The organism is Bacillus sp. FSL R7-0646, assembly GCF_037969865.1.
Lineage (GTDB): Bacteria > Bacillota > Bacilli > Bacillales > Bacillaceae > Bacillus > Bacillus licheniformis.
The window spans coordinates 4,184,572-4,200,757 of sequence record NZ_CP150217.1; the positions used below are offsets into that span (position 1 = coordinate 4,184,572).

General features: G+C 44.6%; 19 protein-coding genes. 1 reads left to right on the plus strand and 18 read right to left on the minus strand.

Going from position 1 to position 16,186, the window contains the following annotated elements; translation table 11 throughout:
- Positions 1–19 precede the first annotated feature (19 nt).
- The 6 genes from rpsR to MKY62_RS21605 form a co-directional block, all read right to left on the minus strand.
- On the minus strand, positions 20–259 hold the full coding sequence (gene rpsR, locus MKY62_RS21580) for a 30S ribosomal protein S18 (RefSeq protein ID WP_003178022.1): 240 nt from the start codon (positions 257–259) through the stop codon (positions 20–22).
- 51 nt (positions 260–310) lie between these two features.
- The gene (gene ssbA / locus MKY62_RS21585; protein ID WP_003178024.1) at positions 311–823 is read right to left on the minus strand and encodes a single-stranded DNA-binding protein SsbA; all 513 of its coding nucleotides are present in this window, start codon (positions 821–823) and stop codon (positions 311–313) included.
- Between the two features lie 46 nt (positions 824–869).
- Entirely contained in the window at positions 870–1,157 is a 288-nt protein-coding gene (gene rpsF / locus MKY62_RS21590) for a 30S ribosomal protein S6 (RefSeq protein ID WP_003178026.1), read from the minus strand.
- 113 nt (positions 1,158–1,270) lie between these two features.
- Positions 1,271–2,371, minus strand: a complete 1,101-nt coding sequence (ychF, locus tag MKY62_RS21595; protein ID WP_003178027.1) for a redox-regulated ATPase YchF — start codon at positions 2,369–2,371, stop codon at positions 1,271–1,273.
- Between the two features lie 178 nt (positions 2,372–2,549).
- A complete protein-coding gene (locus MKY62_RS21600) occupies positions 2,550–2,756 on the minus strand; it encodes a DUF951 domain-containing protein (protein WP_011201785.1) in 207 nt (68 codons plus the stop codon).
- Positions 2,757–2,843: 87 nt separating this feature from the next.
- On the minus strand, positions 2,844–3,857 hold the full coding sequence (locus MKY62_RS21605) for a hypothetical protein (RefSeq protein ID WP_003178030.1): 1,014 nt from the start codon (positions 3,855–3,857) through the stop codon (positions 2,844–2,846).
- 303 nt (positions 3,858–4,160) lie between these two features.
- Here MKY62_RS21605 and yyaC point away from each other — a divergent pair, with 303 nt between their 5' ends.
- A complete protein-coding gene (yyaC, locus tag MKY62_RS21610) occupies positions 4,161–4,778 on the plus strand; it encodes a spore protease YyaC (protein WP_003178032.1) in 618 nt (205 codons plus the stop codon).
- A 36-nt stretch (positions 4,779–4,814) separates the two neighbouring features.
- Here the strand turns inward: yyaC and MKY62_RS21615 are convergent, their stop codons facing one another.
- From MKY62_RS21615 to rpmH, 12 genes are all read right to left on the minus strand, one after another.
- A complete protein-coding gene (locus MKY62_RS21615; protein WP_003178034.1) occupies positions 4,815–5,663 on the minus strand; it encodes a ParB/RepB/Spo0J family partition protein in 849 nt (282 codons plus the stop codon).
- Complete coding sequence (gene soj / locus MKY62_RS21620) at positions 5,656–6,417, minus strand: sporulation initiation inhibitor protein Soj (protein WP_011201786.1); 762 nt, start codon at positions 6,415–6,417, stop codon at positions 5,656–5,658. Before soj ends, MKY62_RS21615 begins: the two co-directional genes overlap by 8 nt.
- Positions 6,418–6,659: 242 nt before the next feature.
- Complete coding sequence (locus tag MKY62_RS21625; protein ID WP_003178038.1) at positions 6,660–7,103, minus strand: carboxymuconolactone decarboxylase family protein; 444 nt, start codon at positions 7,101–7,103, stop codon at positions 6,660–6,662.
- A gap of 66 nt (positions 7,104–7,169) precedes the next feature.
- Positions 7,170–8,027, minus strand: a complete 858-nt coding sequence (locus MKY62_RS21630; RefSeq protein ID WP_003178040.1) for an RNA polymerase sigma-70 factor — start codon at positions 8,025–8,027, stop codon at positions 7,170–7,172.
- Positions 8,028–8,082: 55 nt separating this feature from the next.
- Positions 8,083–8,934 carry a nucleoid occlusion protein gene (gene noc, locus MKY62_RS21635; protein WP_003178042.1) on the minus strand — a complete coding sequence of 284 codons (852 nt, stop codon included), beginning with the start codon at positions 8,932–8,934 and terminating at the stop codon, positions 8,083–8,085.
- A 97-nt stretch (positions 8,935–9,031) separates the two neighbouring features.
- Positions 9,032–9,751: a 16S rRNA (guanine(527)-N(7))-methyltransferase RsmG gene (rsmG, locus tag MKY62_RS21640; RefSeq protein ID WP_003178044.1), complete on the minus strand. Its 720-nt coding sequence runs from the start codon at positions 9,749–9,751 to the stop codon at positions 9,032–9,034.
- A 13-nt stretch (positions 9,752–9,764) separates the two neighbouring features.
- Positions 9,765–11,651, minus strand: a complete 1,887-nt coding sequence (gene mnmG, locus MKY62_RS21645; protein WP_003178046.1) for a tRNA uridine-5-carboxymethylaminomethyl(34) synthesis enzyme MnmG — start codon at positions 11,649–11,651, stop codon at positions 9,765–9,767.
- Between the two features lie 16 nt (positions 11,652–11,667).
- Positions 11,668–13,047: a tRNA uridine-5-carboxymethylaminomethyl(34) synthesis GTPase MnmE gene (gene mnmE / locus MKY62_RS21650; protein ID WP_003178047.1), complete on the minus strand. Its 1,380-nt coding sequence runs from the start codon at positions 13,045–13,047 to the stop codon at positions 11,668–11,670.
- A 334-nt stretch (positions 13,048–13,381) separates the two neighbouring features.
- Positions 13,382–14,005 (minus strand): RNA-binding cell elongation regulator Jag/EloR, encoded by a 624-nt coding sequence (gene jag, locus MKY62_RS21655; RefSeq protein ID WP_003178050.1) that lies wholly within the window; start codon positions 14,003–14,005, stop codon positions 13,382–13,384.
- Entirely contained in the window at positions 14,002–14,802 is an 801-nt protein-coding gene (spoIIIJ, locus tag MKY62_RS21660; RefSeq protein ID WP_011198500.1) for a YidC family membrane integrase SpoIIIJ, read from the minus strand. Before spoIIIJ ends, jag begins: the two co-directional genes overlap by 4 nt.
- A gap of 166 nt (positions 14,803–14,968) precedes the next feature.
- Entirely contained in the window at positions 14,969–15,328 is a 360-nt protein-coding gene (gene rnpA / locus MKY62_RS21665; RefSeq protein WP_003178055.1) for a ribonuclease P protein component, read from the minus strand.
- 84 nt (positions 15,329–15,412) lie between these two features.
- Positions 15,413–15,547: a 50S ribosomal protein L34 gene (gene rpmH / locus MKY62_RS21670; protein ID WP_003178075.1), complete on the minus strand. Its 135-nt coding sequence runs from the start codon at positions 15,545–15,547 to the stop codon at positions 15,413–15,415.
- Positions 15,548–16,186 lie beyond the last annotated feature (639 nt).

Genomic DNA, 16,186 nt, shown 5'->3' on the forward strand with positions numbered 1-16,186 from the left:
TCTTGTTCCTTTTATCGGCTTACTCGCCTGCTACGTATGGAAGTAAAGCCATTTGACGAGCGCGTTTGATTGCAACAGTCAATTTACGTTGGTATTTCGCGCTTGTTCCTGTTACACGGCGTGGTAAGATTTTACCGCGCTCAGAGATAAATTTTCTAAGAAGATCTACATCTTTGTAGTCGATGTGCGTAATGCCGTTGGAAGTGAAATAACACACTTTACGGCGTTTCGCACGACCGCCTCTGCGTCCTCCTGCCATCGTTATTTCCCTCCTTTCTGTTCTGGTTTTATTTTATTCGTCCGTCATCCATTAAAATGGCAAGTCGTCATCAGAGATGTCAATCGGCTTTCCATCATTTGCGAATGGATCGTCATTGAAGCTGTTGCCTTGATTGCGATTCTGATTGTTTTGACTGCCGCCGAATGGAGCCGGTTCATTTTGTCCGCCGCCAAAGTGTTGGCCTCCCTGGCCTCCGCTGTAACCGCCGGAACCAGAACCGCCGCCTTTAGGCTCCAGAAATTGAACACTTTCAGCTTGAACTTCCGTGACGTATACACGCTGTCCCTGCTGATTTTCATAGCTGCGCGTTTGCAAACGTCCATCTACACCCGCAAGACTTCCTTTTTTAAGGAAATTTGCAACGTTTTCGGCTTGTCTTCTCCAGACAACACAGTTGATGAAATCAGCTTCACGTTCACCCTGCTGATTCGTAAACGTACGATTGACAGCAAGCGTAAAGGTGGCAACAGCTGCACCGCTAGGAGTATAACGAAGCTCTGGGTCCTTTGTCAGTCTGCCGACTAAAACAACTCGGTTAAGCATATTGAGAGACCATCCTTTTGCTTTAGAGTATATAATTCAATTCTGTTTATTCTTCTTCTTTAACCACGATGTGGCGAATGATGTCGTCACTGATTTTAGCTAAACGGTCAAATTCTTGAACTGCTTCAGCTCCAGCTTGAACGTTTAAGATTTGGTAGAATCCGTCGCGGAAATCGTTGATTTCGTATGCAAGACGGCGTTTTCCCCAATCTTTTGTTTCAGTGATCTCCGCACCGTTAGTTGTTAAAATGTTGTTAAAACGCTCAACAACAGCCTTTTTAGACTCTTCATCAACGTCTGGGCGGATGATGTACATGATTTCGTACTTTCTCATTTGTATTTGCACCTCCTTTTGGACTAAGCGGCCCATTATATTGGGCAAGGAGCAATAATTCTATTACTCACAATTTTATATTATATCAAAGCTCTTGTCCTATTTCAACTGCGTTATACATTGAAACGGAAATGAATGACATCGCCGTCTTTAACAATGTATTCTTTCCCTTCAAGGCGGACTTTTCCGGCCTCTTTTGCTGCGGTCATGCTTCCCGCTTCAAGCAGATCGTCGTAGGCGACCGTTTCCGCACGGATAAATCCGCGTTCAAAGTCCGTATGGATGATGCCCGCACATTCAGGGGCTTTCATTCCTTTTTTAAATGTCCAAGCTCTGACTTCCTGTTCTCCCGCTGTAAAATAAGTAGCAAGTCCGAGGAGGGAGTAGGACGCTTTAATCAGCTGATCGAGACCGGATTCTTCAATGCCGAGTTCTTCAAGGAACATCGCCTTCTCTTCGCCTTCAAGCTCTGCAATTTCGGACTCAATCTTTGCGCAGACGACGATGACTTCCGCATTTTCAGCAGCTGCAAATTCCCGGACCTTCTGAACGTACTCGTTACCTGAAGGATCAGCCACTTCATCTTCGCTGACATTAGCTACATATAAGACAGGTTTTGTCGTCAGCAGATGAAGCTGCTTCAACACCTTTTGCTGCTCTTCGGAGAACTCGACAGAGCGGGCCGGCTTTTCCTGTTCAAACGCCTCTTTTAACTTTGTCAAAATCTCAAATTCAAACACGGCTTCTTTATCTTTTTGCTTGGCCATCTTTCCGACCCGCCCGATCCGCTTTTCCACGGTTTCAAGGTCAGCCAGTATCAGCTCAAGGTTAATCGTCTCGATATCCGAAATCGGATCTACTTTCCCGGACACGTGTGTGATATTGTCATCGGCAAAACAGCGGACAACATGGCAGATCGCATCTACTTGGCGGATGTGGGACAGGAACTTGTTTCCGAGCCCTTCTCCTTTTGATGCTCCTTTTACAATGCCTGCGATATCGGTGAATTCAAATGCGGTAGGAACGGTTTTCTTCGGATTGACGAGTTCTGTCAGCTTTTGCAGACGCTCATCAGGCACCTCTACGATCCCGACGTTTGGATCAATCGTACAAAACGGGTAGTTGGCCGATTCTGCCCCGGCCTGAGTAATTGCATTAAATAAGGTTGATTTCCCAACGTTAGGCAAACCAACAATCCCAGCTGTTAAAGCCATTGTTTCATCTCCTCTATAATGAACATCCGTGTGTAGTCGTAAATGTTAAACCTGCAACAATTATAAGGATGATTACAATAAAAGACAAGCTGACAAAACTTGCTTTTCAATCATACAAACTAGATGAAAATTCATTTTTCATTGAGACAGAAAAAAAGCATAAGGAGGTCCGCCAAGATTAACTTTCGGACTCCTCATGCTTAACTAATATCTTTTTCAGCTTTCTTTGAAACTCTTTGCGCGGGATCATGACGCTGTGTGAACAGCCCTCGCACTTGATCCGGATATCCATTCCCATCCGAATGATCTTCCAGCGGTTTGTCCCGCAGGGATGCGGCTTTTTCATTTCGACCACGTCATTCAGGCCAAATTCTTTATCGGCCAACATCGTTCACCTCTTTGCTTCCTTGTTGTGACCTTATTGTACAAAAAACCACGGTGAAAGGGCAATTCTTCACAATCTTAACTGTATTTATTTCCATTTACTCAAAATCGGATATAGTAAAATATTTACCAATAAATATAAATTCAATAATCCGTAAATTGGATATAAAAAAGCGATTAAATTTGAAAATCCGATTGACGTAAAAGGAGCCATGATCGAGAGAAGCAGGATGACGATCACCCATCTCGGCCAGTTCACAAAGGACAGAAAACGGCTGGACAGACCGAGAATGCTCGAGATCGTCGTCGTATAGATTGCGACGCAAAGTACAGCCGTCATAAAAATAAAAATCGGAAAAGGCGCGCCCTCCAAAACCGCGAATAAAGGAATTTCATAATGGGCCAGTTCACCGGCAAGCTCTACAAGGGTCTCATTGTACATGTATGAAATAGCCCCAAACACCAGGCCGCTTAATATGCTGGCAATCTTTGCTTCTCCGACCCCCTTCATCTCTTTGCCGACCGCAGATAATACAGCGACAACAGATAATATGTTCAGGGAAGTGAATGCGATGCCGGCAGGCCAGTTGTATTGATGAGTCAAGTTGAGCAGCCACGGCTGATGATGAGCTGTTTGAAAAGAAATCAGCGCATACAGCAGCCCCGCCACCAAAATCGGGATTAAGTAGCTATTAACGGACAATATGCCATTGAGCCCCCACAAAAACAACAACCCTGTGCATAAACAAAACAAGATGACGCCAGTCCAAAACGGGATATGAAAGATTTGCAGCGTTACCCCGCCTCCTGCAATCATCACAATCGTCGTCGTAAACAAATACAGGATGATCAGCACATCGTATACTTTAGCCAGCATCGGACCGATTAATGTTTCGAGCACAGGCAGAAAATGCTCTGATTTTTGTTCATAGCTGATCTTCATCACAATATAGGTTGACAGGCTGAACATGATCGTAAACAACAGGATAGCCAGTCCGCTTTCATCACCAAAAAACTGCCATATTTCCTGGCCGGATGCATATCCCGCACCTATTAAGCTTCCTAAAATAAGAAGCATCCACTTCATCCCGGCTCTCCACACGATTTGCTCACCCCAACAATATAGTTTTTAAGCTTGTTTCTCCGCTCATGACACTATATTGCCGGTCCTCTATAAAAATTCATGAAACCCTTTTCGACTTTTCTCTTACAAATGAATAAATTATATTAATATAACAAAATAGAATATCGTATCCTCTCTTAGTAAAGTATTTTTTCCGGCTGACCAAATCGACTCATCCAAAGCATAAAAAAAGAGACAGCTGGATATACTGTAAACAACCATACATACTCAAAAAACACACCAAGGCACTGCTGTTACCATGATGACAAGGATGTGAAGCCTATGAATCGAAAAGGCGGAATTTTTTCTCAAGAACCAATGAATGAATATATTTCTCATACGGATCCGCTAGCTGTTAAACAAATAGAGAAAGTCCTTTCCGTCTATTTAAAGGAAGCCGGAGACCGGCCCATCGTGATCGTTTGCATCGGTACAGACCGCTCGACCGGAGATTCGCTCGGTCCCCTCGTAGGAATGAAACTCTCCGCAAAGCAGCTGACACGTTTTCATGTCTATGGAACGCTTGCCGACCCGGTTCACGCCGTGAACTTAAATGAAAAGCTTGATCATATTCATCAGCAGCATCAAAATCCTTTTATGATCGCGATCGACGCCTGTCTTGGACGAACCAAAAGCGTGGGGTCTTTCCAAATCGGCAAAGGGCCTTTGAAGCCGGGAGCAGGCGTTCAGAAAAGTTTGCCGGAAGTCGGCCACGTGCATATTAACGGAATTGTCAATGTCAGCGGTTTTATGGAGTATTTTGTCCTGCAAAATACAAGGCTCAATCTTGTCATGAGCATGGCAAATGTGCTTGCGGACGGGCTGTCGCATCTGGAAAAGACCGGATCGCAGCGGCGCCATGTGTCACCAATTGAAAGAATGACCGGAAGAATGTCATAAAAAAACCATCTGTACATGATCAGATGGTTTTTAAGCTTATGCGTCTTCTTGAGCCAATAATTCGAGAATACGCTCCAAGTCTTCATTTGAGTAGAATTCGATTTCGATCCTGCCTTTTTTCTTTTGCTTTTTAATGGTCACCGGTGTTCCAAAATAGTTTCGCAAATACGATTCCCGTTCCTTGATCACTGCATCTTTGACTTGTTTCGGCTTCTTTGTTTCACGTGGAACATCAGCGTTCAACTGTTGAATTAACTTTTCCAACTGGCGGACGTTCAACTGTTCGGACACGACCTTTTGAACAAGCGGCTCAAGCTTTTTCTTGTTTTTCAATCCAAGCAATGTTCGGCCATGGCCCATCGATAACGTGCCGTTGTCGATTAACTTTTGAACGTCTTCAGGAAGTGTCAGCAGCCGCAAGTGGTTGGCGATGTGAGGCCTGCTTTTTCCAAGCCTTTTCGCCAGCTGTTCCTGGGTCATATCGAGATGTTTGAGCAAAGATTCATAGGCTTTTGCTTCTTCAAGCGGAGACAGGTCTTCTCGTTGAAGATTTTCCAATAGGGCAATCTCCATCATCAGGGATTCCGACAGCTCGCGCACAATCGCAGGAATGGTTTCCAATCCGGCCTTTTCAGCAGCCCGGAAACGGCGTTCTCCGGCCACAATGTCATAGCCTTTAATTGACTTTCTGACGATGATGGGCTGCAAAACACCGTGCTGCAAAATGGACTCCTTCAAATCTTTTAACGATTGGTCATCAAACGTTTTTCTTGGCTGATAAGGGTTGGGCCGCAAGTCTTGCAGCTTGATTTCCTCAACCGTTTCTTCGGATAAATCAACATTTGAAAACAATGCATTAATCCCTTTTCCGAGACCTTTAGGCATTCGCAGCCACTTCCTTTGCTAATTCTAAATAGACTTCCGCTCCTCTGGAACGGGGATCATATAAAATGATCGGCTTTCCATGACTCGGCGCTTCACTGAGCCGGACATTCCGGGGGATAACCGTTTTGTATACTTTATCGCGGAAGTACTTTTTCACTTCTTCGATGACCTGTATGCCTAAATTCGTTCTTGCATCAAGCATTGTCAGCAATACGCCGTCGATCATCAGATCCGTATTTAAATGTTTTTGCACGAGCCGGACAGAGTTGAGCAGCTGGCTCAGCCCTTCCAGCGCATAATACTCGCACTGGACCGGAATCACGACGGAATCGGAAGCCGTAAGCGCATTGATTGTAAGCAGCCCTAATGACGGCGGGCAGTCAATAATCATGAAATCATAGTTTTGTTTGACCGATTCCAAAGCCCTTTTCAGCCGGACTTCTCGGGAGATGGTCGGAACAAGTTCAATTTCCGCCCCCGCAAGCTGGATCGTTGCAGGAATGACATCCAAGTTTTCTACGGATGTTGTTTTGATGACATCTTTCACATCTGCATCATCTACTAATATATCGTACACACATTGATCAACATCAGCCTTTTCAACGCCGATACCGCTTGTTGCGTTTCCTTGCGGGTCTATGTCGACTAACAAAACCCTTTTCCCGATGTAAGCTAAGCAAGCTCCCAGGTTAACAGAGGTTGTCGTTTTACCAACGCCACCTTTTTGGTTTGTGATCGCAATAATTTTCCCCACAATGTCACCTACTTTCACATTGAACAAGTTTCTCTCATTTCTCTATTTTAACAAAAAAAGAATCGGCCGTTTGCTTTTTTTGAGTTTTTGTTTTTTGAAAGAGATCTGTTTTGTTTATTTTTCGACAAAAAGAAACAGTTTTTTTATCTTAGAAAAAAGAGAAGAAACGCTCAAATAAAGTGAAAGATAGTTTTAATTTTATATCAGTATAAAAAATCCCCCCTGTGTTGGGGGGATTTCAATCAATCTGCTGCGGGCATTTTCCGGGTGGCGATGGCAATCCTGTTCCAGGCATTTATTGTGACAGCTGCCATGATCAGTTCGGCTGTTTCAGCTTCTGTAAAATGGGTCCTGACTTCGTTGTATATTTCATCCGGCAACCCGTGCTCGCCGATTCGCGTAACGGCTTCAGTCAGCGCCAATACAGCCCGCTCTTTTTCCGTGAAAAAAGGCGCTTCCCGCCACGCATTGAGCGCATATATCCGCTGTTCCGTTTCCCCGTTCTGTCTTGCATCCTTCGTATGCATATTTAAGCAGAAAGCACATCCGTTCAGCTGTGAAGCCCGGATTTTGATCAGTTCCTTTAAAATGGGGTCAATGCCAGAAGAAGCCTGCGCTTTTTCAAGCTCCAGCATTCCTCTGTATCCCTCAGGATTTACTTTTTCCATTAGAAATCTCGTTTCCATGTCTATTCCTCCTTTAAGTGTTTCACTTATATAACAAGAGAGAAACGGAGTTTGTGACAAAAAACGTTATATTTTAATGTGCTTCAGTTTATCGGGATTTGACACGATAAACACATTTTTGACGGAATCGCCTTCCGGATTCCAAGCAAAGCAAACCGCGTAAGCCGGGCGGTTGTTTTTCATGATCAAAACGCCCTTTTGGTCGTTGATATCGACTGGCATAAAGCGGCCGGAAAAGCTTCCCTTTGAAACAACTCCCGTAAAAAACGCATAAATGCGGCTCTTTCCATAGATCGGTCTCAAAGCGCTGCGCACTTTTCCGCCGCCATCTGTATACAATACGGCATCTTCAATCAATTTCTTGGAAAACTCCTCAAAATTACCTGTTTTCGCTGATTCGATAAACAGCTGGGCCAATTGCTGTTCTTCAACCGGCTGTGAAAATACCGAAATATCCTCGTTTAATTTCTGTTTCAGCCGGCTGTGGATTTGACGACAGTTCGCTTCCGACTTCCCGATAATGGACGAAATTTCCTTGTAATGATATCCAAATACTTCTCTAAACATCAAAACGGCTCTTTCTACAGGATTTAATCGGCTCATAACTACCAGAAAAGCATAGGATACCTTTTCTTTCTCTTCAACGTACTCAGCCGGGATTTGAGCTGAAAGCGCCACCTGCGGTTCCGGAAGCCATTCCCCGATATATACCTCCCGCTTCTTGCGGGCAGACTGCAGTTCATTTATGCAGCGGTTTGTGATTGATTTCGTTAAATATGCTTGAATATGGTCAATTTGACCGATATCTTTTTCCTGAAGGTCTGCGAACAATTCTTGGATGATGTCCTCTGCATCTTGAAAAGACCCGAGCATACGGTAAGCAATCGAAAAAAGCAATGAATGATATTGTCGATAATATTCCATAGACGCTCCCCCATAGATATTTTGCCTAAAAAAATAAAAGCTCTATAGGGAGCTTTTATTTCGGTATTCGAATCGTAAACTGAATATATTCTTCAAATTCCTCTTCTTCCGTATTCAGTTTGACGCCGCTGTCTTCCACCATTGATAAGGACTGGCGAATCGTATTCATCGCGATTCTCGCGTCTCTGCTGTACGCTTTTCTCTTTGGTTTAGGCTTGCGTTTATCCTGCTCAAGCATTTTGACGACACGGTCTTCGGTTTGTTTTACATTTAAACTCTTTTCAATGACTTCATGCAGCAGCTTGACCTGAAGGTCGGGCTGTTTCAACGGTATGAGCGCTCTTGCGTGGCGCTCTGAAATTTCTTTTTTCAAGATCGCTTCCTGCACCTCTTCCGGAAGCTTTAACAGTCTGAGCTTATTGGCGATTGTTGACTGGCCCTTTCCAAGCCTTTGTGCAAGGGCTTCCTGCGTCAAATCGTGAAGCTCTAAAAGCCTTGCATAAGCATGCGCCTCTTCAATCGAAGATAATTCTTCCCTCTGAAGGTTTTCGATAAGAGCGACAGAAGCGGTCTCTGTATCTGAAAAATCCTTAATAATAGCGGGAACCTTCTCCCAATCGAGCGTTTGAACCGCCCGCCAGCGCCGCTCTCCGGCTATGAGTTCATATTGGCCTTCCCGCTCTGTTTTTCTGACGACAATCGGCTGGATAATGCCGTGTGTATGAATGGTTGCAGCTAATTCTTTAATTTTTTCTTCTGAGAAAATGGTGCGCGGCTGAAAACGGTTAGGAATTATATCGCCTACTGGAATCTCTTGAATTTCTTCTTTATTCGTATCATGTTCAGCAATCTCTGCTTCTTCTTCCTTGTCGCCAAGTCCGAAGAGACGAGAGAATGAATGCTTCATGTACCTACACCACCTTTAAACACTGCCATTTTTATAATTCTATTTTCTCATGAATTTTCCTTCTGTGACATCACGAAATTTGAAGAAAACGAATAATTTAACCTTCAATAGGAGATTTATTAGGTGTTCCAGGCTTTCTTGGAAATTTCTTCGGTGTCTGCGATTGTTTTTTGATGACAATGATGTTTCTTTCGCTTTCTTCTATTGGCAGCTGAAAAGAATGTACGGTTTCAATTTTGCCTCCAAGCGTTTTGATGGCTTTTTTGCCCGTTTCAATTTCTTCATCAGCCGAAGCGGCTTTTAATGCTACGAATAAACCGTCTTTTTTCACAAGCGGAAGGCAGAGCTCGCTGAGAACCGAAAGGCGGGCGACAGCGCGTGCCGTCACAACGTCATAGCTTTCTCTGTGGTCTTTCGATCTTCCGAATGTTTCCGCGCGGTCATGGTAAAAAGCTGTGTTTTCCAGCTTCAAAGCGTCTGACAGCTGATTCAAAAAGTGAATCCGTTTGTTCAGTGAGTCAACGATTGTGACGTGAAGGTGAGGAAAGCAGATTTTAATCGGAAGGCTTGGAAATCCGGCACCCGCTCCAACATCACAGAGAGTGTTCATCTTTTTGAAATCAACATAAAAAGAGGCGGCGATGGAATCGTAAAAATGCTTTAAGTACACTTCTTTTTTCTCGGTAATCGAGGTTAAATTCATTTTTTCGTTCCATTCAACAAGCCATTCGTAATAAGTCTCAAATTGCTCCAGCTGGAAGGAGGAAAGGGAAATGCCTTTCTTCTCCAAACCGGCTGTAAATTGCTCAATGTTCATGCCGTCACCCTTTCTATTCCGCAACCTTGGCAATCCGTCCCTGCTCTAAATAAACGAGCAGTATGGAAATATCAGCAGGATTGACGCCGGAAATCCGTGAGGCCTGTGCGACAGACAGCGGTCTGACCTCTTTCAATTTTTGGCGCGCTTCCGTTGCAATGCCTTTGATCGCGTCATAGTCGATTCTGTCAGGAATCTTTTTATTTTCCATTTTCTTTAGTTTTTCGACCTGCTGCAAGGACTTTTCAATATATCCTTCATACTTAATTTGAATTTCCACCTGTTCGGCAACGTCGCCGGCGACTTTTTGTTCAGGCGGCGCAAGAGCAGTGACGGTTTCATAATTCATTTCAGGCCGCTTCATCAGGTCGGTCGCGCGAATGCCGTCTTTGAGCTCGCTGCCGCCCAGTGAACGGATATATTCCTGATTTTCCTTTGTCGGTTTGATAATAACAGAATGAAGGCGTTTTTTCTCTGCTTCAATGGCCGCTTTTTTCTCTTGAAACTTTTGATATCTTTCTTCAGAAATCAAGCCGATCTGATAGCCGATCTCGGTCAGGCGCAAGTCTGCATTGTCGTGACGCAGGAGCAGCCTGTACTCTGCACGCGAAGTCAGCAGGCGGTATGGTTCGTTTGTTCCTTTTGTCACAAGGTCGTCGATCAATACGCCGATATAAGCGTCTGAGCGGCTGAGAATGACCTCTTCTTTGCCAAGCGCTTTCCGGCCCGCATTGATACCGGCCATAATTCCCTGTCCGGCCGCTTCTTCATAGCCTGATGTTCCGTTAATCTGTCCGGCTGTGAAGAGTCCCGGAATTTTTTTCGTTTCCAATGTCGGCCACAGCTGTGTCGGTACGATCGCATCATATTCAATCGCATACCCCGCCCGCATCATTTGCACATTCTCAAGGCCGGGAATAGTTGAAAGCATTTTTCGCTGCACATCTTCTGGAAGGCTTGTCGACAATCCCTGGACATAGACTTCCTGGGTGTTGCGCCCTTCAGGCTCAAGAAAGATTTGGTGTCTCGGCTTGTCGTTAAAGCGGACGACCTTGTCTTCAATAGACGGGCAATATCTCGGTCCCGTTCCTTTGATCATGCCGGAGTACATCGGTGAACGATGCAAATTGTTGTCAATGATTTCGTGCGTTTCCGGACTTGTATATGTGAGCCAGCATGGAAGCTGGTCTGTAATATATTCCACCGTCTCATACGAAAAGGCCCGCGGCACTTCATCACCGGGCTGGATTTCCGTTTTGCTGTAGTCAATTGAATGACTGTTGACCCGCGGCGGCGTCCCTGTTTTAAAACGGACGAGGTCAAAGCCGAGCTCTTCAAGATGTTCAGACAGCTTGATGGACGGCTGCTGGTTGTTCGGTCCGCTGGAGTATGACAGATCGCCAAGAATGATTTTCCCTCTCAAAAATGTCCCCGTCGTCAGAACAACGGTCTTAGAACGGTACTCCGCCCCTGTCTGGGTTATAACGCCCCGGCATTCCCCGTCTTCAATAAGAAGGCGTTCGACCATTCCTTGCAGCATGGTCAAATTCGGTTCATTCTCAAGTGTCTTTTTCATTTCATGCTGATATTGGAATTTATCAGCCTGAGCCCGAAGCGCCCGAACGGCAGGTCCTTTTCCTGTATTTAAAAGCCTCATTTGGATATGCGTTTTATCAATATTTTTAGCCATTTCCCCGCCGAGCGCGTCAATTTCGCGGACGACGATTCCTTTTGCAGGTCCGCCGACAGACGGGTTACATGGCATGAAAGCAACCATATCAAGGTTAATCGTTAAGACAAGCGTTTTTGCGCCTTGTCTGGCTGACGCCAGCGCCGCTTCAACACCGGCGTGTCCGGCGCCGACGACAACGACGTCATATTGGCCTGCTTCATAGCCCATATGCTTTGTTCCTCCTTTATTTTCCTAAGCAAAATTGAGAGAAGAGCTGGTCGATCAGACTTTCGTGTACAGCATCGCCAATGATCTCCCCAAGAACTTCCCAGCATCTTGTTAAATCAATTTGAACCATATCGATCGGCACATCGTTTTCGATGCCCTCCAATGCGTCAGTGATGGCGCGCTTCGCCTCATGCAGCAGTGAAATATGCCTTGTATTGCTGACATATGTCAAGTCGCCGCTCTCGATCGCGCCTGTGAAAAACAGCGATTGAATGGCTTCCTCCAGCTCATCAATCCCTTCCTCTTTTAATAAGGAAGTCGTCACGACAGGCTGATTCCCAGCCAATTCCCGAACCCGATCAAGATCAAGCTTTTGCTCAAGATCGGTCTTATTGACAATGACGATGATGTCCATTCCCTTCGTTGCTTCAAAGAGCTTGATGTCTTCATCTGAAAGGGACTCGCTGTAATTGAGGACAAGCAAAATCAAATCTGCTTCTTTTAATACCTGTCTTGAACGTTCAACGCCGATTCGCTCGACGATGTCTTCGGTCTCGCGGATCCCGGCTGTATCGACGAGACGCAGCGGCACGCCTCTGACATTCACATATTCTTCAATGACATCCCGCGTCGTGCCCGGAATATCCGTTACGATCGCTTTTGTCTCGTGGACGAGACTGTTTAAAAGCGAGGACTTGCCGACATTGGGCCGCCCGATGATAACTGTCGAGATGCCTTCTCTTAATATTTTACCCTGCTCTGAAGTCGTCAGCAGCGCCTCGATTTCCTTTTTGACCTTTGTCGCTTTTTCAATCAGCATCTTGTGCGTCATTTCTTCAACGTCATCGTATTCCGGATAGTCAATATTCACTTCAACGTGGGCCAATGTTTCAAGAATCTCGGCCCTCAACCGTTTGATCAGTGAAGACAGCCTTCCTTCCATCTGATTCATGGCCACATTCATTGCCCGGTCTGTTTTGGCCCTGATGAGATCCATGACAGCTTCAGCCTGGGAAAGATCGATTCTTCCGTTCAAAAAGGCTCTTTTCGTAAATTCTCCCGGTTCCGCCAGACGCGCTCCCTCTCTCAAAACGAGCTGAAGCACCTGGTTGACAGTCACAAGTCCGCCGTGGCAGTTGATTTCTACAATATCTTCCCGCGTAAAAGTTTTCGGCGCTTTCAGTACCGAAACCATGACTTCTTCCACGACTTTTTCCGTTTCCGGATCAACGATATGACCGTAGTTAATCGTATGTGAATCGACGGAACTCAGCCTTTTTCCGCGAGGTCCTTTATACACTTTATCGGCGATCGCAAGAGCCTCAGGGCCGCTCATCCGGACGATCGCAATCGCCCCTTCTCCCATCGGCGTTGAAATCGCAGCGATGGTATCCATGGCTTTCACCTCTCTTTTTCATTCCTATATCTATTATCCCCATTTGCCGGGTCATCTTCCAAACATCGTATACGGATGAAAAACTTTTATTGTAATCAAAATTTAAAGATAACATAGTTTCAATTGAAGTGGAAGTGACTTGAACCGTTATCCACAACCGTTCTAAGCCATCATTACTTACTTTAACTTATCCACATGTGAATAACAATTAAATTTCATTTTCATCAACAGCTTACGCCTGAAAAAATAGAACTTAAACTGATTTTGCTGCATTTCATCGATTTTCAACGGCAAAAAAACCGAAGCCCCAATTTTGGGAACTTCGGTTTTCATGTTATTTTTTATATGAGATGACAAGGTGCCGGTTATGGTCTTCACCGGTAGAGTAAGTTTCGATATGCTGCGAGTAGCCCGCAAGCGTATCATGGATGACCTTGCGCTCACTGGAAGGCATCGGCTCCAGGTGAATGTCTTTTTTCTGCCTGGCCGCCTGGTCAGCAAGCTTCAATGCCAGCTGAGCAAGTGTTTCCTTCCGCTTTGCGCGGTATCCTTCGGCGTCAACCACCGCTTGGATATATCTGTCGGAATGACGATTGAGCACGAGCTGCGTCAGCGTTTCAAGGGCATTTAAAGTTTGTCCCCTTTTTCCAATTAAAAGAGCTGTTTTGTCTCCTTTCAACTGAAAAACCACTCGTTTAGACTCCTCTTCTGCCGTCACCTGGGCTTGTATTCCCATATTCGAAATTACATTTTCCAAATATTGTTTTGCTTCTTTAACCGGGTCTATTTTTTCCCGAATGTTCACGACTGCAGACCGATGACCGAAAATGCCGAATAATCCCTTTTTTCCTTCATCAACTACGTCGACTTCGACATCATCTGCATGAAGGCCCAGCTGTTCAAGCCCGGATTGCACTGCTTCATCGACGGTACGTCCAGTAGCAGTCAGTTCCTTCACTTTTTCTTACCTCCGGATTTTTTTCCTCCGGCTGCCGCTTCCTGTCTCTCAGCCTTTAGATCAGGCCCTTTGATAAAGAAGGTTTGAGCAATCATGAATAAGTTACCGACTACCCAGTACAGGGAAAGAGCCGCCGGGAAACTGATCGCAAATACAACGATCATGATCGGCATCAGCCAAAGCATCATCGCCATCTGCGGATTTTGCTGCGCTGTTCCCGCCATCATCAGCTTTTGCTGAATGAATGTGAACACACCGGCGAGAATCGGCAAAATGAAATACGGATCACGCTCCCCAAGGTCAAACCATAAAAAGCTGTGTTCTGCGATTTCCCGCGTTCTCATAATGGCATGATAGAATCCGATTAAAATCGGCATTTGAATTAAGATCGGGAAACATCCGGCAAGCGGGTTAACCCCGTGCTTCTGCATGAGAGCCATCGTTTCCTGTTGAAGCTTCTGCTGCGTTTTTTGATCTTTAGAACTGTATTTTTCACGAAGTTTTTGCATTTCAGGCTGGAGAGCCTGCATCGCTTTCGAACTCTTCGTCTGCTTGATCATCAGCGGCAAAATTAAAAGTCTGATTAAGATCGTGACGATGATAATCGCTAGTCCGAAGTTTTCATTCGTTAAATTTGCTACATACGTGATCAGCTGTGACAACGGGTATACGATATACGTGTTCCAAAACCCTTCGCTTTCTGCAGTGATCGGCTGGTTGATTTCCGTACATCCAGCTAAAAGCACGATAACGCCGATCATACTGAACAATAATAAAATTCGCCTCTTCAACAACATTTCCTCCTAAATCTTCATTCTTCAACCGGTATTATTCGGTTATGACCATTAAAAAGACATACTTTCTCGTATTTTATCATCTTTCTCCCCCGAATGGGCGACGACATTTTTCTGGAGCTAAAGGAAGCGCTTAAAAATGAGGGGCCATAACTTCTTTTAACCCGGACTATGATGGCTGATTCGGTTTTTTCCGGTAGACAAACGACTTTCTGAAAAGATGCTGCAAACTTTTTTTCGTCTCTTCATATGATAATTCAGCTGCAGGCTTTCTTGCGATGATAATGTAGTCATTTTCTTGTTTTAATAGATTCCGCTCTTCCTGGATGACCTGGCGAATCAGCCGCTTTACCCGGTTGCGCACGACTGCGTTTCCGATTTTCTTGCTGACCGACAGTCCCACCCGAAACTCTTTCGCTTCAGGCTGGTGAAGCACATATAAAACATATTGCCGGTTTGCCATCGATTTTCCCTTTTTAAATACTTTTTGAAAATCTTCATTTTTCTTTAATCGATTTCGCTTTTTCATATCTTCTTTCACTCCGATAACAAGCTGGCAAATGGGCCTGGTCATTCCTCTATGTAAAAAAGACCACTGACATTATTCAGTGGCCTAAGCTGATAATACTTTTCTTCCTTTGCGGCGACGACGTGCTAATACAAGACGTCCATTTTTAGAACTCATACGGCTGCGAAAGCCATGAACTTTGCTGCGCTTACGGTTATTTGGTTGAAATGTTCTTTTCATGTATGACACCTCCCTCGAGGAATAGCTGTTAAAGACAGTCTAATTTATTATATTGGGATGAGCAGTTCATTGTCAACTTCGCTCACACATTTCTTTTTTGCACCATAATAGGATAACACATATCAATTTTCTTCGAAAGCCTAATTTCATTTTTCCTCAATTTTAGCTTAAAAGATTTTTTTGGAAGCGGGAAAACGGGATGGACGAAGCGAAAAAAAGCCAATGTGGATATCTTTCTCCTCGTTTTTTCTATCCACAATCATTATCGACAACATTTTCACAAAACTAACCGTTGTGAACAATATTTCTTCAACAGTTTGTATAGTATGTGGATAAGTTCCTCGCAACCATTGCAACCACTCGCTTATTCTGATATTATATTTGTGTTTTAACTCTTGATAACAAATTGGCTGCCAATCCATTATCCACAAACTGTGGATAAGTTGTGGAAAGTTTTTTCACAGGGTGTGCAGTATTTTGTCCACATCTTGTGAAAAATGTCGAAAAGACGTTTTTCTACTATATTATATGTTTTCAACATTTCATTAACGAATGGACTCATCCATTTGCTCTTTTTTTGTGTTCTATAACAGGTTGGACAAGCAAATATTGCTGGTAAAGGAGGGACGAACCGCCATT

Excerpts from the sequence above, each read along its gene's own strand:
- spoIIIJ (WP_011198500.1), bottom strand. The coding sequence starts at position 14,802 with ATGTTGTTGAAGAGGCGAATTTTATTATTGTTCAGTATGATCGGCGTT.
- ssbA (WP_003178024.1), bottom strand. The coding sequence starts at position 823 with ATGCTTAACCGAGTTGTTTTAGTCGGCAGACTGACAAAGGACCCAGAG.
- rpsF (WP_003178026.1), bottom strand. The coding sequence starts at position 1,157 with ATGAGAAAGTACGAAATCATGTACATCATCCGCCCAGACGTTGATGAA.
- rpmH (WP_003178075.1), bottom strand. The coding sequence starts at position 15,547 with ATGAAAAGAACATTTCAACCAAATAACCGTAAGCGCAGCAAAGTTCAT.
- rsmG (WP_003178044.1), bottom strand. The coding sequence starts at position 9,751 with ATGAACATTGAGCAATTTACAGCCGGTTTGGAGAAGAAAGGCATTTCC.
- mnmE (WP_003178047.1), bottom strand. The coding sequence starts at position 13,047 with ATGGATACCATCGCTGCGATTTCAACGCCGATGGGAGAAGGGGCGATT.
- mnmG (WP_003178046.1), bottom strand. The coding sequence starts at position 11,651 with ATGGGCTATGAAGCAGGCCAATATGACGTCGTTGTCGTCGGCGCCGGA.
- yyaC (WP_003178032.1), top strand. The coding sequence starts at position 4,161 with ATGAATCGAAAAGGCGGAATTTTTTCTCAAGAACCAATGAATGAATAT.
- noc (WP_003178042.1), bottom strand. The coding sequence starts at position 8,934 with ATGAAGCATTCATTCTCTCGTCTCTTCGGACTTGGCGACAAGGAAGAA.
- rpsR (WP_003178022.1), bottom strand. The coding sequence starts at position 259 with ATGGCAGGAGGACGCAGAGGCGGTCGTGCGAAACGCCGTAAAGTGTGT.
- rnpA (WP_003178055.1), bottom strand. The coding sequence starts at position 15,328 with ATGAAAAAGCGAAATCGATTAAAGAAAAATGAAGATTTTCAAAAAGTA.
- MKY62_RS21625 (WP_003178038.1), bottom strand. The coding sequence starts at position 7,103 with ATGGAAACGAGATTTCTAATGGAAAAAGTAAATCCTGAGGGATACAGA.
- ychF (WP_003178027.1), bottom strand. The coding sequence starts at position 2,371 with ATGGCTTTAACAGCTGGGATTGTTGGTTTGCCTAACGTTGGGAAATCA.
- MKY62_RS21615 (WP_003178034.1), bottom strand. The coding sequence starts at position 5,663 with ATGCCTAAAGGTCTCGGAAAAGGGATTAATGCATTGTTTTCAAATGTT.
- MKY62_RS21630 (WP_003178040.1), bottom strand. The coding sequence starts at position 8,027 with ATGGAATATTATCGACAATATCATTCATTGCTTTTTTCGATTGCTTAC.